General features: G+C 69.3%; 16 protein-coding genes and 1 pseudogene. 7 read left to right on the top strand and 10 right to left on the bottom strand.

Translation table 11 applies throughout. The features are described from left to right. Positions 1 to 389: 389 nt before the first annotated feature. The 6 genes and pseudogenes from ACL03I_RS05825 to mftA all read right to left on the bottom strand — a co-directional run bounded on the left by ACL03I_RS05825 (position 390) and on the right by mftA (position 6,741). Positions 390 to 1,760, bottom strand: a complete 1,371-nt coding sequence (locus tag ACL03I_RS05825) for a GAF domain-containing protein (protein WP_356963738.1) — start codon at positions 1,758 to 1,760, stop codon at positions 390 to 392. A 125-nt stretch (positions 1,761 to 1,885) separates the two neighbouring features. Next, entirely contained in the window at positions 1,886 to 3,337 is a 1,452-nt protein-coding gene (gene mftG / locus ACL03I_RS05820) for a mycofactocin dehydrogenase MftG (protein ID WP_412805288.1), read from the bottom strand. A gap of 100 nt (positions 3,338 to 3,437) precedes the next feature. Beyond that, positions 3,438 to 4,838: a mycofactocin biosynthesis glycosyltransferase MftF gene (mftF, locus tag ACL03I_RS05815; protein WP_355074850.1), complete on the bottom strand. Its 1,401-nt coding sequence runs from the start codon at positions 4,836 to 4,838 to the stop codon at positions 3,438 to 3,440. Between the two features lie 231 nt (positions 4,839 to 5,069). Continuing rightward, complete coding sequence (gene mftC / locus ACL03I_RS05810; protein WP_364425208.1) at positions 5,070 to 6,380, bottom strand: mycofactocin radical SAM maturase; 1,311 nt, start codon at positions 6,378 to 6,380, stop codon at positions 5,070 to 5,072. 51 nt (positions 6,381 to 6,431) lie between these two features. After that, positions 6,432 to 6,626: pseudogene (gene mftB, locus ACL03I_RS05805) on the bottom strand (mycofactocin biosynthesis chaperone MftB); the annotation flags it as partial. A 16-nt stretch (positions 6,627 to 6,642) separates the two neighbouring features. After that, on the bottom strand, positions 6,643 to 6,741 hold the full coding sequence (gene mftA / locus ACL03I_RS05800; RefSeq protein ID WP_157170973.1) for a mycofactocin precursor MftA: 99 nt from the start codon (positions 6,739 to 6,741) through the stop codon (positions 6,643 to 6,645). Positions 6,742 to 7,076: 335 nt separating this feature from the next. On the opposite strand from mftA, the gene mftR2 reads away from it, so the two are divergent. Beyond that, on the top strand, positions 7,077 to 7,700 hold the full coding sequence (gene mftR2, locus ACL03I_RS05795) for a mycofactocin system transcriptional regulator MftR2 (RefSeq protein WP_355074852.1): 624 nt from the start codon (positions 7,077 to 7,079) through the stop codon (positions 7,698 to 7,700). A gap of 61 nt (positions 7,701 to 7,761) precedes the next feature. Further along, on the top strand, positions 7,762 to 8,817 hold the full coding sequence (locus tag ACL03I_RS05790) for a ferredoxin--NADP reductase (RefSeq protein ID WP_356963736.1): 1,056 nt from the start codon (positions 7,762 to 7,764) through the stop codon (positions 8,815 to 8,817). 40 nt (positions 8,818 to 8,857) lie between these two features. On the opposite strand, the gene ACL03I_RS05785 is transcribed toward ACL03I_RS05790, so the two are convergent. From ACL03I_RS05785 to ACL03I_RS05775, 3 genes are all read right to left on the bottom strand, one after another. After that, complete coding sequence (locus tag ACL03I_RS05785) at positions 8,858 to 9,595, bottom strand: DNA alkylation repair protein (protein ID WP_412805287.1); 738 nt, start codon at positions 9,593 to 9,595, stop codon at positions 8,858 to 8,860. 54 nt (positions 9,596 to 9,649) lie between these two features. After that, positions 9,650 to 10,411, bottom strand: coding sequence for a glutamate racemase (locus ACL03I_RS05780; protein ID WP_412805286.1), 762 nt, complete (start codon positions 10,409 to 10,411; stop codon positions 9,650 to 9,652). 179 nt (positions 10,412 to 10,590) lie between these two features. After that, a complete protein-coding gene (locus ACL03I_RS05775; protein ID WP_356963734.1) occupies positions 10,591 to 11,787 on the bottom strand; it encodes an NAD(P)/FAD-dependent oxidoreductase in 1,197 nt (398 codons plus the stop codon). A gap of 216 nt (positions 11,788 to 12,003) precedes the next feature. Here ACL03I_RS05775 and ACL03I_RS05770 point away from each other — a divergent pair, with 216 nt between their 5' ends. The 3 genes from ACL03I_RS05770 to ACL03I_RS05760 all read left to right on the top strand — a co-directional run bounded on the left by ACL03I_RS05770 (position 12,004) and on the right by ACL03I_RS05760 (position 14,023). Beyond that, complete coding sequence (locus ACL03I_RS05770; RefSeq protein ID WP_379250569.1) at positions 12,004 to 12,360, top strand: SPW repeat domain-containing protein; 357 nt, start codon at positions 12,004 to 12,006, stop codon at positions 12,358 to 12,360. Next, positions 12,360 to 12,989 (top strand): TetR/AcrR family transcriptional regulator, encoded by a 630-nt coding sequence (locus ACL03I_RS05765; protein WP_355074864.1) that lies wholly within the window; start codon positions 12,360 to 12,362, stop codon positions 12,987 to 12,989. Before ACL03I_RS05770 ends, ACL03I_RS05765 begins: the two co-directional genes overlap by 1 nt. 89 nt (positions 12,990 to 13,078) lie before the next feature. Continuing rightward, positions 13,079 to 14,023 carry a type IV toxin-antitoxin system AbiEi family antitoxin domain-containing protein gene (locus ACL03I_RS05760; RefSeq protein ID WP_364424939.1) on the top strand — a complete coding sequence of 315 codons (945 nt, stop codon included), beginning with the start codon at positions 13,079 to 13,081 and terminating at the stop codon, positions 14,021 to 14,023. A 92-nt stretch (positions 14,024 to 14,115) separates the two neighbouring features. Here ACL03I_RS05760 and ACL03I_RS05755 read toward each other — a convergent pair whose 3' ends face one another. After that, positions 14,116 to 14,934 (bottom strand): alpha/beta fold hydrolase, encoded by an 819-nt coding sequence (locus ACL03I_RS05755; RefSeq protein ID WP_355074868.1) that lies wholly within the window; start codon positions 14,932 to 14,934, stop codon positions 14,116 to 14,118. 138 nt (positions 14,935 to 15,072) lie between these two features. Between ACL03I_RS05755 and ACL03I_RS05750 the strand changes: the two genes are divergently transcribed. Both ACL03I_RS05750 and ACL03I_RS05745 read left to right on the top strand, forming a co-directional pair. Continuing rightward, on the top strand, positions 15,073 to 16,341 hold the full coding sequence (locus ACL03I_RS05750) for an epoxide hydrolase family protein (protein ID WP_412805285.1): 1,269 nt from the start codon (positions 15,073 to 15,075) through the stop codon (positions 16,339 to 16,341). Between the two features lie 209 nt (positions 16,342 to 16,550). After that, a complete protein-coding gene (locus ACL03I_RS05745; RefSeq protein WP_364424945.1) occupies positions 16,551 to 17,561 on the top strand; it encodes an adenylate/guanylate cyclase domain-containing protein in 1,011 nt (336 codons plus the stop codon). Positions 17,562 to 17,601 lie beyond the last annotated feature (40 nt).

Raw genomic sequence — 17,601 nt, 5'->3', positions numbered from 1 at the left:
CAGAGCCTCCTACTCGGCGGAACAACGGCTGTCCGAACGCTTTCGAGCAGCACGAACAAGCCGCTGCGCCCGGCTGCCCAGCCCGGGCGCATGGCGTCGACCACCACGTGCGATTCGATGAGAGCGCGAGCGGTGCTCGGGCACGCTCGCGCGGAAAGCCGCCAATCCTCCAACGTCATCGCCGTGGAGCGGGCGCCACGGCTATGTCAGCTACGTCACACGGTCGTGATCCGTGCATTGCGAACATTAGGCGCTTCGTTAATAAAAGGGAACAATTTGCACTAAAAACTTCTGGACGCTTGTCCAACGCGGCTACCAGGGCCGGAAGTCCAGGGCAAAGCGTAATGCGCGATCACATTCGACCGCGGCGACGCCGATGGCTGTGCAGACTATGAGCCGAAACGTTGCATTCGCGTTGCATCGGCGCCGAGGCGGCGATCCAGTACCCGGATCTTGGCCTCGATCTGCGCGTACAGCGGCGAGTCACGATCGACCGTGGCCCGGTAGGCCGCCCACGCCGCGGCGTCGTCGCGCCCCTCCGGACACGCGGTCCACCGGCGCAGCACCGCCGGGTCGCCCGAAGCCAGCACCGCTGTGCGCAATCGAACCCGCAGTTCGTCGCGAATATCGATGATGCCCGGCGCGGTCGAACGCGGCAGCACCGGCCCGGCATAGAGCCGTAATGCGGAATCGACATCACCGGAGTCGAGCGCCGCGCGCAAAGCCTCCACATCGGTTGCGACCGGAACGCGCAAACGGTAAGGCCGCGAACCGAACACGGTCGGACCGACCACCGAACGCAAGCGGGACACGGCCGCGCGGATGGTGCCGTTGTCCAGATCGGTGTCATCGAGCAACAGCGCGAGATGATCGGCGCCGAGTCCCTCCGGATGTTCGGCCAGCAGCAGCAGGATCTCGGCATGCCGCTGCGACAGGGGCACTCGATCATCCGCGACGCTCAGTTGCGGCTGACCGAGGCCGAGCACGTCGAGCGCGAGCCTGCCCGCCGGGTGCGGCTGCGCCGGGTCACGCCTGCCGCGACCGTCGTTCCGACGCTCGCCGGACCGTATCGCGGTGAGCAGCAGGTCCATCTCCGCGGCCGTGGCGGTGGCTTTGATCAGGGCGAGAATCTCCGGCTTGGCCACCCGGACGCCGCCCGCGATCATCAGCACTCCCACCAGCCTGCCGTCCGGATCGTGCACCGGGGCCGCGGCTCCGGTGATCTGGTGCATCCGGTGCAGGAAGTGCTCCGGGCCGTGGATCCACGCGGCGCGCCCGGTACGCACCACCAGGCCGACCGCGTTCGTCCCGATGCGGCGCTCGCTCAGGTCGTCACCGGCGCGCAGGCCGATCTCCGCGGCGGCCGCGACCTGTTCGTCACCACCGTGCACCGAGAGCACCCGGCCGAACTGATCGGCCACCACGACGATCAAACCTGTTCTGGCCGTGTCCTGTACGAGCAATTTGTCGATCAGCGGCATCAGCGCGGCGATCGGATGTGCCTGGAGATAGCGCTGCAGATCGGCGCCGCGCAGACCGCGGCCGTCGACCGCGTCCATCGGATCGACCCCGCCGCGCAAGCTGCGCAGCCAGGACTCCAGCACGGCGGGACGCAGCAGACCGGCGAGGCGGGCAAGTTGATCGCCACCCGCGCCGAGATATCCGTGCGCCTGCGCGGCGTAGACTTCGAGCGCACCGAGTTGGGCGCCCGGCTCCACGCCCGGCCGTGGGGGTCGCCCACCTGCGATGTTGCTGACCATTTGCCTTTCTTTCCGCCCCAAACTGTACCGGCGCACTCAGGGCGGGAACGACCGATGTTCGGCTTTGTCCGCCAGGTCACACCCGGTGCGCATCCCGGCAAATTGTGACCGAACCGTCTTTCACTTCACGAGCACAGGTGTGCGGCCGCCTTTTCCGCGATCACCATGGTCGTGGCCTGCGGTCCACGACCGAGCGGCACCGGCACCACGGACAGATCCACCACGGACAACCCGGTAACTCCGCGCACCCGGCAGCGCTCGTCCACCACGGCGGCCGCATCGTTTTCCCGGCCCATTCGACAGGTTCCGGACAAATGTTGCGAAGTGGCGAGATTCGCGCGTAACCAGGCATCGAGATCCGCGGGCCGCGGAATCGGATCGACCGGCCGCGCGTTCATTCGTCGCAGCAGCCCGCCCGCGGTCGCCACCGCGTCGCGTAATCGGGCGCGATCCTGGTCGGCGGTCAGGTAGCGGTAGTCGATCAGCGGCGCGGCGCCGGGGTCGGCCGACCGCAAGCGGAGCACGCCGGAGGATCGCGGCCGCATCAGTGTGACGCCGAGCCTGCGCACCCCGGGTGTGAACGACACGGCGTACGGCCGGATTTCGACATCGTCCACCTCGAGCACCGTCTCCAGCGGGACGCTCGGCGGTTCGGCCAGGTGCAGCAGATAGGAGATGCCCACTTCCGGATGGTCGCTGAGCCATGAGCCCACCGGGGCGGCGTGCACGACCGGGATGCCGAGGGGGCGCAGCCGTTCCGGGTCGCCGACGCCGGAGCGCAACAGCAGCGTGGCCGACTCGATCGCGCCCGCGCAGAGCACGATCCGGTCGGCCCACTCGATGCCGCTCTCGCCATCGCGTACGTACTCCACGCCGACCGCACGGGTTCCGTCGAAGCGGATTCGCGTGACCGACGTTTCCCCGGCGACGGTCAGGTTCGGGCGGGCCAGCGCGGGCAGCAGATAGCCGATCGACGGGCCGATGCGCCTGCCTCGGTCGCAATTGCACGGCACCGCGCCCACCCCCGCCCCGCTGCCGGGGGCATTGAGATCGGGCACCTCGGCGAACCCGGACGCGAGGCAGGCCTCCGTGAACGCCGCGCTGACCGGCGAGGGATCCGAGCTGCGCACCACGGGAATCGGGCCGCGGTCGCCGTGCCAGGGCTGTTCGCCGAAGTCGAGGTCACGCTCGATCCGGCAGTAGAGCGGAAGCACGGAATCGAACGACCAGCTGTTCGAGTCGCCGAGCACCCGGCTCCATGCGTCGAAATCCGCCACCGTGGCACGGACGAAGTAACCGCCGTTGACCGCCCCCGAGCCGCCGATCACCTTGCCGCGCACGATGGTTGCCGGCACCGGCGGGTCGTCGGCGAGGACCACCTCGTAACGCCACAGCCACGGGGCCTCCGGACCGATCGGCAGCGACGCGGCGTCCAGCAACTCGGCGGGCATCGCCTCGCGACTGCTCCACATCCGACCGGCTTCGAGCAGCCGCACCGTGTGCGCCGGATCGGCGCTCAACCGCTCCGCCAGGACACACCCGGCGGTACCGCCCCCGACGATGAGCGTGTCGGCCATTCGGACTCCCGTTCAGTATCTCGGCGCGGTCCGCGTCGCCGGACGGCGGCGCGGCGAGGGTGCGGGCAAGATCCAGGTCATCGCGGGTGATTCGGGTCGATCAACGGGATGGTGTGGTGGGTTTCAGCGCTTCCACGCTGCGCGCGCGGAACGCGCCGAGCCACAGGCCGGTGCCGTAGGCGATGTCGTCGAGGCGCTTGTAGACCGTGTAGCGGACGGGATCGAGGCCGCCCGAGTCGCGGTGGGTGAACCAGTCGGCCAATCCGTCCGCGACGGCCATGGTGATCGCGATGCGCCGCACCCGACGGGAGAAGAACATCGCCAGCACCGTGATCGGCCAGTAATGCCTGCACATCGCCGAGGCCAGACGCCATAGTCCGGCGAAGAAGCCGCGCGCCAGATAGATCGCGGCGATCCGGGTGGAGTTGTCCAGCCCGGCGAAGACGCGGCGCAACCGGGCCAGCGCGGTGATCAGGGTGACGATGCCGCCGAACAGTCCCCACTTGGTGAGCGTCGCGAACAGGAAAGCGGCCAGCAGCGTCCAGGACGGCACCGACAGCGGTGACACCGTTCCCGCGTGCCGCTCGCCCAGCGGCGCCGCGCCGGTGCCGTAGAACAGCTTTCGGCCGAACCACGCGCGGAAGCACACCCGGTGGTCGTGCGCCACGTGGGCCGCGGGCTCGTAGCGCAGCCGCCAGCCCGCCCGCTCCAGCCGCCAGCACAGGTCGACGTCCTCGGCGACGTGCATCGACTCGTCGAAGCCGCCTTGTTCCAGCAGCGCCCTGCGCCGCGCCAGCAGCGCCGCGCTCGGCACGTAGGACACCAGCCCGCGCGAGTGCACCGCAGCCTCGCGCCTGCCCAGGTCGAGCGAGGAGCGGGTGTGCTCGTAGCGCGCCAGCGCGTTGGACTCCGGGTCCAGCGCGACGATCCGCGGGGCGACCAGCGCCACCCCGGGGTCGCTGAAATGGCCGAGCATCACTTCCAGCCACCCGCTGCGCGGCACCACGTCGGAATCCAGGAATGCGACGAAGTCGGTTGTCGCCGCCCGCAAGCCGGCGTTGCGCGCGGCCGCGGGTCCCTGCTTGCGGTCGTGCCGCAGCACGGTCACCCGGCACCTGGTGCCACGGTTGCGCGGTATCCGCACCGGCTGGTCGGACCCGTCGTCGACCACGATGACGTTGTGCCCGCGCAACGCCGCGAGCAGCCGCGCCAGTCCCTCGGCGTTGTTGTGCAGCGGCACGATGACGGTGACGTCGTCCGGCGAAGGCAGCAGCCGGGGGCGGGGGTTGGCCACTCCGGAGTCGAGCAGCCGTCTGGCAACGACGGCGGACTTCGGGCCGGTCACCTCGAGGTACCCGTCGCCGATCATCTCGGCGGCCTCCGGGGCAAGTCGCAGCAACCTGGCCGGCGAACCGCCGATCAGAACCCGCCCGCCGGAGTATGCGCGTACCCGGGGATCGATCCGCACCCCGAATCCATCGGGCAGGCGATCATGGCGCATTCCTGGCATGCTAGGCGGAGTTTCGCGGGTAGACATCAACAGTCCGGAAAAAACGGCAGATTTCCGGGCGAAACCGGCCCGCCACCGGAACGGCCGCGCGCCGTACCCGATGCCGAGTGTTCGCTCGCACCCGTTTCCCAGCATCCGGCAACGGAGCGGCTATCGCCCGGTCGACGACCGGACGATAGCCACACCCGTGCTCTCAGCATACTTTTGGCAAACTTCATGGCTTCATGCCAGCGGGCTCTCGTCGCAGGCCCGCGCCGGGCGGCGTTCCGGCGTGAATCCGGCCGGGCGCGTCGCGCTCAGCGTCAGCGGAACCGGTCCGCCCTTGCGCCCGCCCGCGCGCGGGGCGACCCGGCGGGAATGGTCGACCGACGAACGTGGGATCATCCGCGCCGTGTCGGCCAGCGCCGCTTCGCCGTACCCCTGGACGCACTCCGGATCAGGCCCGTCGGCGGGCAGCCCGGTGAAGAACTTCGCCGCCATGCAGCCGCCGCGGCAGGCGTCGTAATGGCTGCACGACGCGCACGCGCCGCCGCCACTGGGCTCGCGCAGCTCCCCGAACAGTTCAGAGGATCGCCATACCGCCTCGAAACCGCCGTCGGCCACGACGTTTCCGGCGTGGAACCGATCGTGAATGGCGAACGGGCAGGCATAGACGTCACCCACCGGGTCGACCAGACAGACCACCCGTCCCGCACCGCACATGTTCAGCCCCGGCAGCGCCGCGCCGAACGCCGACAGGTGGAAGAACGAGTCGCCGGTGAGCACGCCCTCCCCGTTGCGCAGCAGCCAGTCGTAGAGGACGCGCTGCTGATCGGGCGTGGGATGCAAGTCGTCCCACACGTCCGCACCCCGGCCCGACGGCCGCAACCTGGTCAAACGCAAGGTGGCACCGTACTTTTCGGCGATGGCGCGGAACTCGTCGAGCTGTGCGATGTTGTGCCTGGTCGCCACCACCGACAGCTTCGCGTCCCGGAAACCCGCCGCGGCGAGATTCTCCAGCGCGCGAATGGCCATGGCGTAGGAGCCAGGCCCGCGCACGGCGTCGTTGACCTCGGCGTCGGCGCCGTCCAGCGACACCTGCACGTCGACGTAGTCACTGGCGGCCAGCCGGGCCGCGACCTCGGGCGTGATCCGCACTCCGTTGGTGGAGAACTTCACGCCCACATGGTGTGCGGTCGCGTAGTCGACCAGTTCCCAGAAGTCCGGGCGCACGGTGGGCTCGCCACCGCCGATGTTCACGTAGAACACCTGCATACGTTCGAACTCGTCGATCAGCGCCTTGCACTGCTCGGTGCTCAGCTCGCGCGGATCCCTGCGCCCCGAAGACGACAGGCAGTGCACGCAGGACAGGTTGCAGGCGTAGGTGAGTTCCCAGGTCAGACAGATCGGCGCGGCGAGACCGGACTCGAAGCGGTCCACCAGGCGAACCGCCGCGTCCGACGGCGGGACCACCCCCGCCGTCGACGGCGGCGCCGTGGCCGCGCTCGCGACGGAGGGCGCCGTCGGTGCGCCGGCCGGCGCGCCGATGATCATGTCGGATTCGGCCAGCTGTGTCAGCGCTTTGACGTAAGCCGCGGCGTTCTTCTCCGGCACGCCCGCCGCGCGCAGGGCGGTGCGCGCCGACGTGTGCTCCGGCAGCGACCGGACGATCTCGACGATCCGCGGATTCTTCAGGAAAGAGAGCTTGCGCGTGCCGAAGTGGTAGAGCAGCGCGCCGAACGGCTCCGGACGCAGCGCCACTCGCGGATGCAGCTGCCAGCGGGTATCGAGATCGAGCATCGTCATCGACCGCCCGTCAGTAGACGCCGCACATGCCGTCGATGGACACCTCTTCGATGAGGCTCTCCTCGACCAGCGGCGCTTCTTCGGCCGACCGCGCGGCGGCGGCCTCCATCCGTCCGGTGTTGTCGGTGTCTGCGTGTCCGGTGGACCCGTATTCCGGCATGGCTACCTCCGCGAGGACGATCCGTGTGCGAACTGCCCGGTGCAGTCCGTGCTCACACAATAACGTCATAAACTGACAAAACAACAGGTTTCACTTATCCGGCGATCCGGGAGGTCCTCGGCCGCCGCGCGCGCCGAGCGAGGAGCCGATTCCGCCGCGAGCCGAGTGGAACAGGCGGCGACGGGACCGATGCCCGGCGCTCTAGACTGCGGGTGGCAAGCAGCTGAACAGAATGTGACGGGCAGCACGCCCGCAGTGGTAGAGGTGGCATGGGAGTCGGACGAATGCAGACGAACGGGGGCGGCAGCACGCTGTCGGAGTCCGAGATCGTCGAGGCCGCGCTGCGGGTAGTACGCGAGGACGGCGTGGAGAAACTGTCGATGCGGCGACTCTCCCGCGAACTCGGCGTCTCCCCGATGGCGCCCTACTACTACGTCGCCGACAAGCGCGAGCTGCTGGATCTGGTCGCCAGCGCGGCCCTCACCGGAGTGCGCACGCCACCGGCCGAATCCGGCACGTGGCAGCATCGGCTGCGCGATCTCGTCGACCAGATCGACGAGAAGCTGCGCAAGCATCCCGGCCTCGGCGACATCCTGATCGAGCAGATGCTGGGCAAACAGCTGGACCTGATCGCCGCGATCATGGACATCCTCGACGACGCGGGGTTCGGCGATCGCAACATCCTCGCCGCCTACGCCACCATCCACACCTACCTGTTCGGCCGCAGCCGGGTGAACCCGCGCGACCGCTCGGCGCCTGCCGATGTCACGCTGCCACCGGTTGTCGATCGGGCCACCCGGTACATCGGTGACCTGCGCGGACGCTATTCCTACGACTTCGGCATGGAGGTACTGATCGCCGGTCTGGAAGCCCAGCTTGTCCGCCAGGCGACGACCGACGTACGATGAAACTGAAACACGTTCTAGTTTTTGCGTCGCGGGTTGCCCGTGCCAGGTTCGAGAGGACGACATGACCACAGTCGAGGTTCCCCACGGCTCGCGCTCGGTCGTGCTGCGGGTGTCCGCGGTCATCGCCGAGACGGCCGACACCCGCTCGCTGGTCTTCGACGTTCCCGACGAGCTGGCCGAGAAGTTCCGTTACCAGCCGGGACAGTTCCTCACCCTGCGCATCCCCAGCGACCGGACCGGCTCGGTAGCGCGGTGCTACTCCCTGGCCAGCTCGCCCTACACCGACGACCGTCCGAAGGTGACCGTCAAGCGGACCGAGGGCGGCTACGGGTCGAACTGGGTGTGCGACAACGTGAAAGAGGGCGACCAGATCGAGGTGCTGCCGCCCTCCGGCGTCTTCACCCCGAAGGATCTCGACGACGACCTGCTGCTGTTCGGCGCGGGCAGCGGCATCACGCCGGTCATGTCCATCCTCAAGTCGGCCCTGGCCCGCGGAAACGGCCGCATCGTGCTGGTCTACGCCAACCGCGACCACGAGTCCGTGATCTTCGCCGGTGAGCTGCGCGATCTGGCGGACAAGCACCCGCAGCGGCTCACCGTGATCCACTGGCTGGAATACCTGCAGGGCCTGCCGACGGCCGACGCGCTGGCCACCCTCGTCGCCCCGTATCGCGGCTACGACGCGTACATGTGCGGGCCGAAGCCGTTCATGGACCGGGTGCACGACGCGCTCGGGCAACTGGGCGTGCCGCGCACGCGCACGCACGCCGAGGTGTTCAACTCGCTGGCCGGCGATCCGTTCGCCGATCAGGCGCCGGTCGAGGTCTCCGACGAGGAGGCGGCCGACGCGGCGACCGTGGAAGTCGAACTCGACGGCGAAGTGCACGAACTGAAGTGGCCGCGCAAGCAGACGCTGGTGGACATCATGCTGGCCAAGGGCTTGGACGTGCCCTACTCCTGCCAGGAAGGCGAGTGCGGCTCGTGCGCGTGCACGGTGCTGGAGGGCAAGGTCGAAATGGACAACGCCGAAATTCTCGACCCGGAGGATATCGAGAACGGTTACATCCTCGGCTGCCAGGCGCACCCGGTGACCGACCACCTGAAGATCCAGTTCTGAGCGCGCTCGCCTGAAATAATTCGCCGATCGTTTGCTTCGCCTATCGCGCGCGGTATTCCGCGCGAGCCCCGGGCGGCAGATGCTCGGTCGCGTAGCTCAACGCGGTGCGTCCCATGGCCGGGGCGTGCCGGTCGAGGAATCCGGTCAGCAGGCCGCGGTCGACGCGCTTGCCGACTTCGCGCAGCATCCAGCCCAGCGCCTTCTGGATCAGGTCGCGCCGGTCGTCGAGCAGCAGTTCACACAGCGCGAAGGTGGTCGAGGCATCACCCGCCTTGATGAACGCGAACGTGGACAGCAACGCCACCCGCCGCTCCCACAGCGACTCGGTGGCCGCCAGCTCGAACAGCAGGTCACGCGGTTTGTCCAGCAGCCACGGGCCGACGATGTTCTCCGCCGACACGTCCACCAGATCCCAGTTGTTCACCCGTCCGCGGCGCACGGCCGCCAGATACAACCGCACCATGGCGGCGCGGGCGGCGTCGTCGAAGGAGCGCGGCTGGGACGCCTTGGCGAATCGCGCGTTCAAGATCACCAGCGCGGCGAACCGGTCTTCGTGCACGTCGCTGTCGAGCAGCCGGTCGATCTCGTCGAGCGGAAGTGTCGCGAAGCGCTTGGCGACCCGGCGGCTCGCCGGTACCCGGACGCCGAGGAACACGTCACCCTCGCCGTATTCGCCGGGACCGGTCTTGAAGAACCGCTGTAGCTGCGTCGCATCAGCCGGATTCGCCAGTTCCCGCAACGCCGCCCGCACGTCGGCCGCGGTCACCGAGTCGGTCATCGAACCATGCTCCTGTTCCGAGAAGTGGCGGACGCGCCCGCGCCGGGCAGCGGTTCACCCTTGCGCGCCCAGTACGCGGCCGGACTCGAAGGCGGCCGCGCTGGTGGGCAGCGCACCGGGCCGACCGCTGTTGAGCACCCGGATCACCCCGGTACCCGTGGTGGGGCGGCCCAGCGCCTCGATGCGCCGAATGGTCTGCGCGGCAACGGCTTGCGCGCTGTCGAAGAGCCGGACGCCGTTTGGCAACGCGGCCACGATCGCGTCGGTCACCAGCGGGTAGTGCGTGCAGCCGAGCACCACGCCTTCCACGCCGGGCGGCGTCCGCTCCGCCGCGCTGCCGATCGCTTCGTGGGCGGCGGTCAGGTCGCCACGGTCGATCGCGTCCGCCAACCCGTGACACGCCACCCCGACCACATCGGCGTCGCCGCCGAATTTGGCGATCAGATCGGCCTGGTACCGGCTCGTCGTGGTCGCCGCGGTGGCCCAGACCGCCACCGACCGGCACACGGCCGCCGCGGGCTTGATCGCGGGCACGGTGCCGATCACCGGCACGTCGGGCCCGACCTCCGCGCGCACGTGCTCCAGCGCCGTCACGCTGGCGGTGTTGCACGGCAGCACGATCACCTCCGCGCCCGAACGAAGCGAGGTCCGCGCGGCGTTCACCACCCGCTCGACCACCCAGTCCTCCGGCTTCGGCCCCCACGGCGCCCCGTCCGGATCCAGCTGCAGCAGCAGATCCACGTCGGGCCGCAACTTGCGCAACCAAGCGGCAGTGGGCAGCAACCCCAGACCCGAGTCGATGAGCGCGACGATCACCGCACCACCGTATTACAGCCCCATGACACCCCCACACGCCGTGCGCGCCGCGGCGCACGCTCCGCAACCGGCGCGCGCACGCGGGCCACGGCGGCCATAGTCGCGGAGGATTCGGCGACCGGTACCCGTACCTGCTCGATGCCGTAGCCGCCATTCCGCGGCTCCCGCCGGGCGCGCCCTCAGCTGGGTGCGAGCAACTCGGTCACCGGCGCACCGGACGCGATCTTGGCGCGGGCCTTCATCACCTGGGCCGTCATGCCCGCGCCGACGACGCCGGTGAGGTTGCCGCCCTGGGCGTAGTAGGCGAGGAATTTGCGGCCGTCGTCGGAGGCGATGTGCACCTCGTCGGTCGCGCCGGGAGTGCCGAGGGCCTGGATCTTGACGTCGTACTGGTCGCTCCAGAAGTACGGGACGCGCGCCGCCGTGGGCGGTTCGGCGCCCAGCAGCGCGCAGGCGACCAATTTGGCCTGTTCACCGGCGTTGGTCCAGTGTTCGACACGCTTGCGGAGTCCGGTCTCGTGCAGCCAGGCCGCCACGTCGCCGACCGCCCAGACGCCGTCGGCGGAGGTCCGTCCCACCTCGTCGGCGAGCACGCCGCCACCGGCCGACGGTTCGGCCAGCGCGATCCCGGAATCGCTCAGCCATTCGGTCACCGGCCGCGAACCCACGCCGATCACGACGAGGTCGGCGGCGATCTCGGTACCGTCGGACAGCCGCGCACCGCGCACCCGCCCCGACTCGTCGCCGAACAGGGTGTCCACGCCGATGCCGCAGCGCAGATCCACCCCTTCCGCGCGATGCATCCGCGCGACCAGTTCGCCCACCGCTTCGCCGAGCACCGAGGCCAGCGGCGTCGCCTGCGGTTCGACCAGCACGACATCCACTCCCGCCGCCCGGAAACTCGCGGCGAGTTCGCAGCCGATGAAGCCGGCGCCGACGACCAGCGCGGTGCTCGCGCCGCTCAGATCGGCGCGCAGGGCGACGGCGTCGGAATGGCCGCGCAGCACGTGCACGCCGCGCAACTCGGGCAGGCCGGGCAGACGGCGCGGGCGCAGCCCCGTGGCGATGATCAGCTGGTCATAGTCCAGCGTGGCGCCGTCGGCGAGGCGAACGCGGCGCGCACCGGTGTCGACCCCGACGGCTTCGGTGCTCAGGCGCAGATCGATCTGCTTCTCGGCGTAGAACTCGCTCGGACGCAGTGTGGTGTCATCGGTTTCGCCGCGTACGAACTGCTTGGAAAGCGGCGGCCGGTCGTAGGGCAACCGCGACTCGTCACCGACGAGCACGAGGTCGCCCGCATAGCCCGCGCGGCGCAATTCCTCCGCGGTGCGCAGGCCGGCGAGGCCGGCTCCGACGATCACGATCGGCGCGGTCATGCGGCCATCCCTTCAGTGGAATCCGGCCGCCGATTCCGCGGAACCGGCGGTGCGACGAAGCTCACCCTAACCTCTGCTTGGTTCATTCCTCTGTGAGGGCCGTCACGCGGAGCGGCCGGTCAACCGTCGCACAACCGTGTCCGTTCCGATGTTGATCGGGCGGTCAATCAGGACTAGACCGAGGTCAGGACATACGCACAGCCTGAGGAGGTACACATGTTCACCGAGAGCCGCGCGCAGGATCTCCTGGCCGTCGTGCTCGGAGCCTTCGCCGCACTGTCACCCCTGTGGGTCGACCACAACAACAACGCCATGTGGGCGCTGATCGTGCTCGGCGTGCTCATCGCGCTCACCGGTCTGGCGCAGATGGCCCGCCCCGACATGGCGGCGGCGGACTACGCGATGGGCCTGTGCGGCCTGCTGTTGTTCATCTCGCCGTGGGCCATGGACTTCACCGCGTACCGCAGCGCATCCTGGACCGCATGGGTAGTCGGGGTGGTGACGGCGGTGGTCGCGGTCGCGGCGCTGCCGACGGTGTCGGGGCGTCTGCACGACATGGCTCCGCATCACTGATGCAGCGACCGGGAACCCGGCGCGCCGGACGCCGCCGCAGCGCGAAAGCCGACGGCGACGCTCGGCAGTTGATCCTCGACGCCGCGGAGGACCTCTTCGCGGCACAGGGATACGACGCCACCGCGACGGCGGCCATCGCCGCCGCGGCCTGCGTCCCCAAAGGACTCGTCTTCTACTACTTCCCGACCAAGGATTCGATCCTGTCCGCCTTGATGTCCGAGCGGGTGCCCGCGCGGCCGATCGACGACATCGGCACCGTGGTTACGCCGGGAGATCCGGCGGCGAGCCTGGTCAACCTCGACGCCGCGCTGAACCTGCGCGACCACCACTCGTCGGTACTGCGGGTGATCCTGTGGCGGGAGGCCGACACCCATCCCGACGTGCGGCGGCAACTGCGCCGCCTGCGCGACCAGATGCTGGAGGTGACCGCGAAGGTGCTCCAGGCGAGCGCCCCCGGCCCGGTCCGTCCCGGAACCCTGCGCGCGTGCGCCGCGGCCTGGGTCTCGGCGATGTTCGCGATCGCCAGCACCGACCGGCTGCACGCGCTCGACGGCGTGCCGCTGCCCACCGCCGACGAAGTGCTGAACGTAGCCCAGGTGGTCGCGGCCGGAATGACCCAGATGGGCTGACTCCCCGGAGTTGTCCACAGCCCGCGCGTTGTCCACATGCGCCGCCGCGCGGGGGTTTCCCGGATCGCCGGTCGATCACGATCGTCGGTATGGAAGCACCGCAACTGATCTCGCGTCAGCAGGCGCTGGCATCCGGTCTGTCCGACAAGACATTGCACCGGCTGTGCAGAACCGGGAAATGGCAGCGCCTGCGCGCCGGGCACTATCTGAGCGCGCCGGGCTCCGGTCTCGGCGCCACCGGCAGGCATCTGCTGATGACGCTGGCCACCGCGGAGTCCACGTCCGACTCCGCCGTCACGAGCCACTGTTCGGCGGCGGTGCTGCACGGGATGACGACCTGGGGCATTCCGCTCGACCGGGTCCATCTGACCAGGAACCGGATCAACGGCGGCCGGCTGAGCCGACGGGTGGTAGTCCATTCGGCTCGGATGGAGCCCGACGAGATCACCTTGGTCGACGACATACGGGTGACCACCCCGGCGCGGACGGTCTTGGACATCGCGCGCTCGGAAGGATTCGAACAGTCCGTCGCTCTCGGGGATTCCGCGCTACGCCAGGGCTTGACCACCACGGCGGAACTGCGGGAACACCTGCGCCGGGCCCGGCGCAGGCCCGGATGCCGCCGTGCCGCTCTCGTCCTGGACTTCCTGGACGGGCGCAGCGCGAACGTCGGCGTGTCCCTGAGCCGGATCCTGCTGCACCGGGCGGGTCTTCCGGCTCCCGAAGTGCAGGCTCGGGTCTTCTCCGATGACGAGATCTGTGTCGGCCGTGTCGATTTCCTGTTTCCCGATCTCGGTGTGATCGGCGAATTCGACGGAAGCGATCACCGCCGAGCCGCGCCGCCCGCCGCTCGGGTGGTCACGGCGGAGAACGTCCGCGCGGATCGGCTCCGCGCACTCGGCTGGGTGGTCGTGCGCTGGACCTGGGGCGATCTGTCCGCTCCCGCCCAGTTGACCGATCGTCTCCGCGCGGCGATCCGCACGGCCGCGGTACACCACCGTGCCGGCTACTGGACTCCTACCCCCGAACCGTGAACGCGCCGAACCCTTTCAGCGTCCCGCGGGCCGTCACCCGACCCAGCCGAGAGGAACAGCCGACGACTATCCAGGCGCACAGCGGTGGCGAGTCAGGGCTGGTCGAGAAAGTTGACGACGTCGATGGCGAAGCGGGGGCGCCTGAGCGCGCTCACGTGCCCCGCGCCCGGATAGATGGCGAGGTGGGAATCGGGGATGCCGTCGGCGGTGCGGCGGAAAGTGGCGAGGCTGTAGGCGGCGTCTCGTTCGCCTCCGATGACGAGCGTCGGGGCCTGGATCTCACCGAGGCGCTCGGTGATGTCGAATTCGTCCTCCGCGCGGAGAAAGGCGTACGTGTCGGCAGGGTCGCGCGGGCGGCTCAACGGGTCCAGCAACCACATGGCGGCCGCCGCGAGACGAGCGGCGGCGGGCGAGGAGACGCTGCTCGACGCCAGGTGGTGCATCGCGCGGCGCCCGTGCAGAACCGCTTCGGCGTAACGCATCTGGCCTTCCTTGGCGACCGGATCCAAACGGCATCCGGACGACGCGACGACGAGGCGGCGCACGACCTCGGGATGGTCGGCGGTGAGTTGCAGCGCCACCGACCCGCCCGAGGAGATGCCGAGCACGTCGACCGGCTCGCCGAACTCGGCGCGCAGCGCGTCGGCGTGCTCGGCCGCGATCTCCGCCATCGTGATGCCCTGGGCCATGCCGGGCGCGCGGCCCACCGCGTAGACCCGGAAGCTCCGCGCCAGCGGCCGCAGAACTCTCACCTCGGAGTCGAGCATCCGACCGCGGGGATTCGCGTGGTCGGGACTGAACCACCGGAGAAAGACCAGCGGCCGACCGGAACCGATCGCGAAGTACGGCATGCCGTGCTCGAGCACGCCTTCGGTGATCTCGGGCCGCGCAGCCCGCCCGGTCCCGACCACAACGCCCTCCGCTCAGATCTCCGTCCGTCTTCCCGACGCTAGCGGAGCCTGCCGCGAGGCGCGATTACCTCGGTGGTCAAATCCCACCGTGATGTTCTGCACAGCCTCGCGGAACAGCGCACGGAGCATACTGGCCCGGTGAGTCAGGAGCCCTCTTCGCGTGGAGCCGAGACGCGGCCGTTCCCGCTGGATCCCACGCCTATTCATGTATCCGACGACGTGCTCGCCGACCTGCGGCGGCGATTGGAACTGACCCGCTGGCCGGTCGACGCGGAAAACGACGACTGGTCCTACGGCGTGTCCCGCGACTATTTGCAGGAGCTGGTCGAGTACTGGCGCACCGATTACGACTGGCGTGCGGCCGAGGCCGCACTCAACGCCTATCACCACTACTTCGTCGAGATCGACGGGGTGCCGGTGCATTTCCTGCGGAAGCCGGGCGTCGGACCCGACCCGACGCCGTTGATCCTCACCCATGGTTGGCCATGGACCTTCTGGCATTGGGCCAAGGTGATCGACCCGCTGGCCGACCCGGCGGCGTTCGGCGGCGACCCCGCCGACGCCTTCGATGTGATCGTCCCGTCGTTCCCCGGATTCGGATTCTCCGCACCGCTGCCGAAGAACCCGGACATGAACTTCTGGAAGGTCGCCGACCTCTGGCACGTCCTGATGACCGAGACCCTCGGGCACGCGAAGTACGCCGCGGCGGGCTGTGACGTCGGCGCGCTGGTCACCGGGCAACTCGGGCACAAGTACGCCGACGAGCTGTACGGCATCCATATCGGCTCCGGTCAGAAGCTGACCCTGTTCAGCGGCGACCGTGCCTGGGACATCACCGGCGGCAATCCCATCCCGGAGGGCCTGCCCGCCGCCGTGCACGACCGGATCCTCGAACTGGAACGACGTTTCGCCGTCCACCTGACCGCACATGTGCTCGAACCGAGCACTCTCGCCTACGGGCTGTCCGACTCACCCGCCGGGTTGCTGGCCTGGATCTTGCAGCGCTGGGTGAGCTGGAGCGACAACGGCGGCGACATCGAGTCGGTCTTCGGCAAGGACGACCTGCTCACCCACGCGATGATCTTCTGGGTCACCAATTCCATCGGCACGTCCATCCGCACCTATGCCAACAACAATCGCTATCCCTGGACGCCGTCGCACGACCGGCAGCCGCCCATCGAGGCTCCGACCGGCATCACCTTCGTCGGCTACGAGAACCCGCCGGGCGTCGACACCGACCGGCGCGTGCAAGCGTTCCTCGACAGCGACCGCGGCGATTGGTACAACCACGTCAACCTCACCGCCCACGACCACGGTGGTCACTTCATCCCGTGGGAGATTCCGGCCCAGTGGGTCGACGATCTGCGCCGCACCTTCCGCGGCCGCACCCCGTCCACTGCCGGGTGAGCAGCCACGCGCTGCGCGGACGGCCTTCGCCGGGATGCGAACGCGGCCGGACGGACCGAACCCGCGCGTTACGGCGGCGGCAGTCCGGCTGGATCGCGGGGGGCGTGCGTGTTATCGGCGCGGCACCGGAATCGACGTGGCGTAGGAGAGGTATGTGAACTCGCCCAATGGAAGCCGCCTCGTCGGATCCGGGCCGTAAGGTACCGATCATGGTGCCCAGCGAGAGGTCCCAGTCGGTGCAAGCGGTCGTCGAGTCCTATCTGCTCGACGGTGCGCGCCGGTACAACCGCACCGAGGTCGCCGAACAGTCGGGGACGACGACGGCGCTCACCCGTCGATTGTGGATGGCGCTCGGTTTTCCGTCGAGCATCGGTGACGAGGCGGTGGACTACACCGACGCCGACGTCGCGGCGGTGCGCAACTTCGAGCAGCTGACCGTTTTGTCCTCGGCCGACACCCGGCAGCAGTCGGCGACCGCGCGCACGCTCGGCCAAGGGATGGCGCGCCTGGCGGAGTGGCAGGTCGACCTGGTGCTCGCGGAGATCGAGGAGCGCATCGCCCGAGCCGATCCCGGCGCCGACCCCGAAGAGACGGTGCGCACCGCCACCGAGGGCGCCATAGCCACGTTGGAGCAGCTGAACACCTATGCCTGGCGGCGGCACCTGGCCGCGTCGCTGTCGCGGTCGCTCGACCCGGGGACGAGCGCGGGCGAGTCGGTGCGCGAACTGGCCGTCGGTTTCGCCGACATGGTCGGCTACACCAGGCTGACCAGGCATCTGCATCCCGACGAGCTGTCCATGCTGCTCGAGGCGTTCGAGTCCACCACCACCGCCGCCATCACCGAGAACGGCGGATGGGTGATCAAGAACGTGGGCGACGAAGTCATGTTCGCCACGGAAAGCGCCGCCGAAGCCGCGCGCATAGCGCTGGCCATCCAGGAGTCCACCATGATGGTCGGGGGCACGCCGGAGTTGCGCGTCGCCCTCGCTTACGGCCCGGTATTGCAACGGTTCGGGGATCTGTACGGCTCGGTGGTGAACATCGCCTCCCGGCTCACCGGCGTCGCGCGGCCGGGCACGGTCCTGATCGATGACCACGCCGCCACGGAGTTGAACGGCGACCCGGCATTCGCGATCAAGCAGTTGCGCAGCGTCCGAGTGCGCGGCTTCAATCGCCTGCGTCCGCACCTGCTGCGCCACAACGGCAGGAACGGCGGATAGCCCCGATCTCCGCCCGACGCCGACGGCCGCCCTAGGCTCG

It is taken from the genome of Nocardia sichangensis (genome assembly GCF_047200615.1).
GTDB lineage: Bacteria > Actinomycetota > Actinomycetes > Mycobacteriales > Mycobacteriaceae > Nocardia > Nocardia sichangensis.
The sequence above is the reverse complement of the archived record's forward strand: the minus strand, read 5'-3'. Positions and strand labels throughout refer to the sequence as shown.

Coding starts and splice junctions, on each gene's coding strand:
- ACL03I_RS05825 (WP_356963738.1), bottom strand. CDS start 1,760: ATGGTCAGCAACATCGCAGGTGGGCGACCCCCACGGCCGGGCGTGGAG.
- mftG (WP_412805288.1), bottom strand. CDS start 3,337: ATGGCCGACACGCTCATCGTCGGGGGCGGTACCGCCGGGTGTGTCCTG.
- mftF (WP_355074850.1), bottom strand. CDS start 4,838: ATGCGCCATGATCGCCTGCCCGATGGATTCGGGGTGCGGATCGATCCC.
- mftC (WP_364425208.1), bottom strand. CDS start 6,380: ATGATCATCGGCGCGCCGGCCGGCGCACCGACGGCGCCCTCCGTCGCG.
- mftA (WP_157170973.1), bottom strand. CDS start 6,741: ATGGAGGCCGCCGCCGCGCGGTCGGCCGAAGAAGCGCCGCTGGTCGAG.
- mftR2 (WP_355074852.1), top strand. CDS start 7,077: ATGCAGACGAACGGGGGCGGCAGCACGCTGTCGGAGTCCGAGATCGTC.
- ACL03I_RS05790 (WP_356963736.1), top strand. CDS start 7,762: ATGACCACAGTCGAGGTTCCCCACGGCTCGCGCTCGGTCGTGCTGCGG.
- ACL03I_RS05785 (WP_412805287.1), bottom strand. CDS start 9,595: ATGACCGACTCGGTGACCGCGGCCGACGTGCGGGCGGCGTTGCGGGAA.
- ACL03I_RS05775 (WP_356963734.1), bottom strand. CDS start 11,787: ATGACCGCGCCGATCGTGATCGTCGGAGCCGGCCTCGCCGGCCTGCGC.
- ACL03I_RS05770 (WP_379250569.1), top strand. CDS start 12,004: ATGTTCACCGAGAGCCGCGCGCAGGATCTCCTGGCCGTCGTGCTCGGA.
- ACL03I_RS05765 (WP_355074864.1), top strand. CDS start 12,360: ATGCAGCGACCGGGAACCCGGCGCGCCGGACGCCGCCGCAGCGCGAAA.
- ACL03I_RS05760 (WP_364424939.1), top strand. CDS start 13,079: ATGGAAGCACCGCAACTGATCTCGCGTCAGCAGGCGCTGGCATCCGGT.
- ACL03I_RS05745 (WP_364424945.1), top strand. CDS start 16,551: ATGGTGCCCAGCGAGAGGTCCCAGTCGGTGCAAGCGGTCGTCGAGTCC.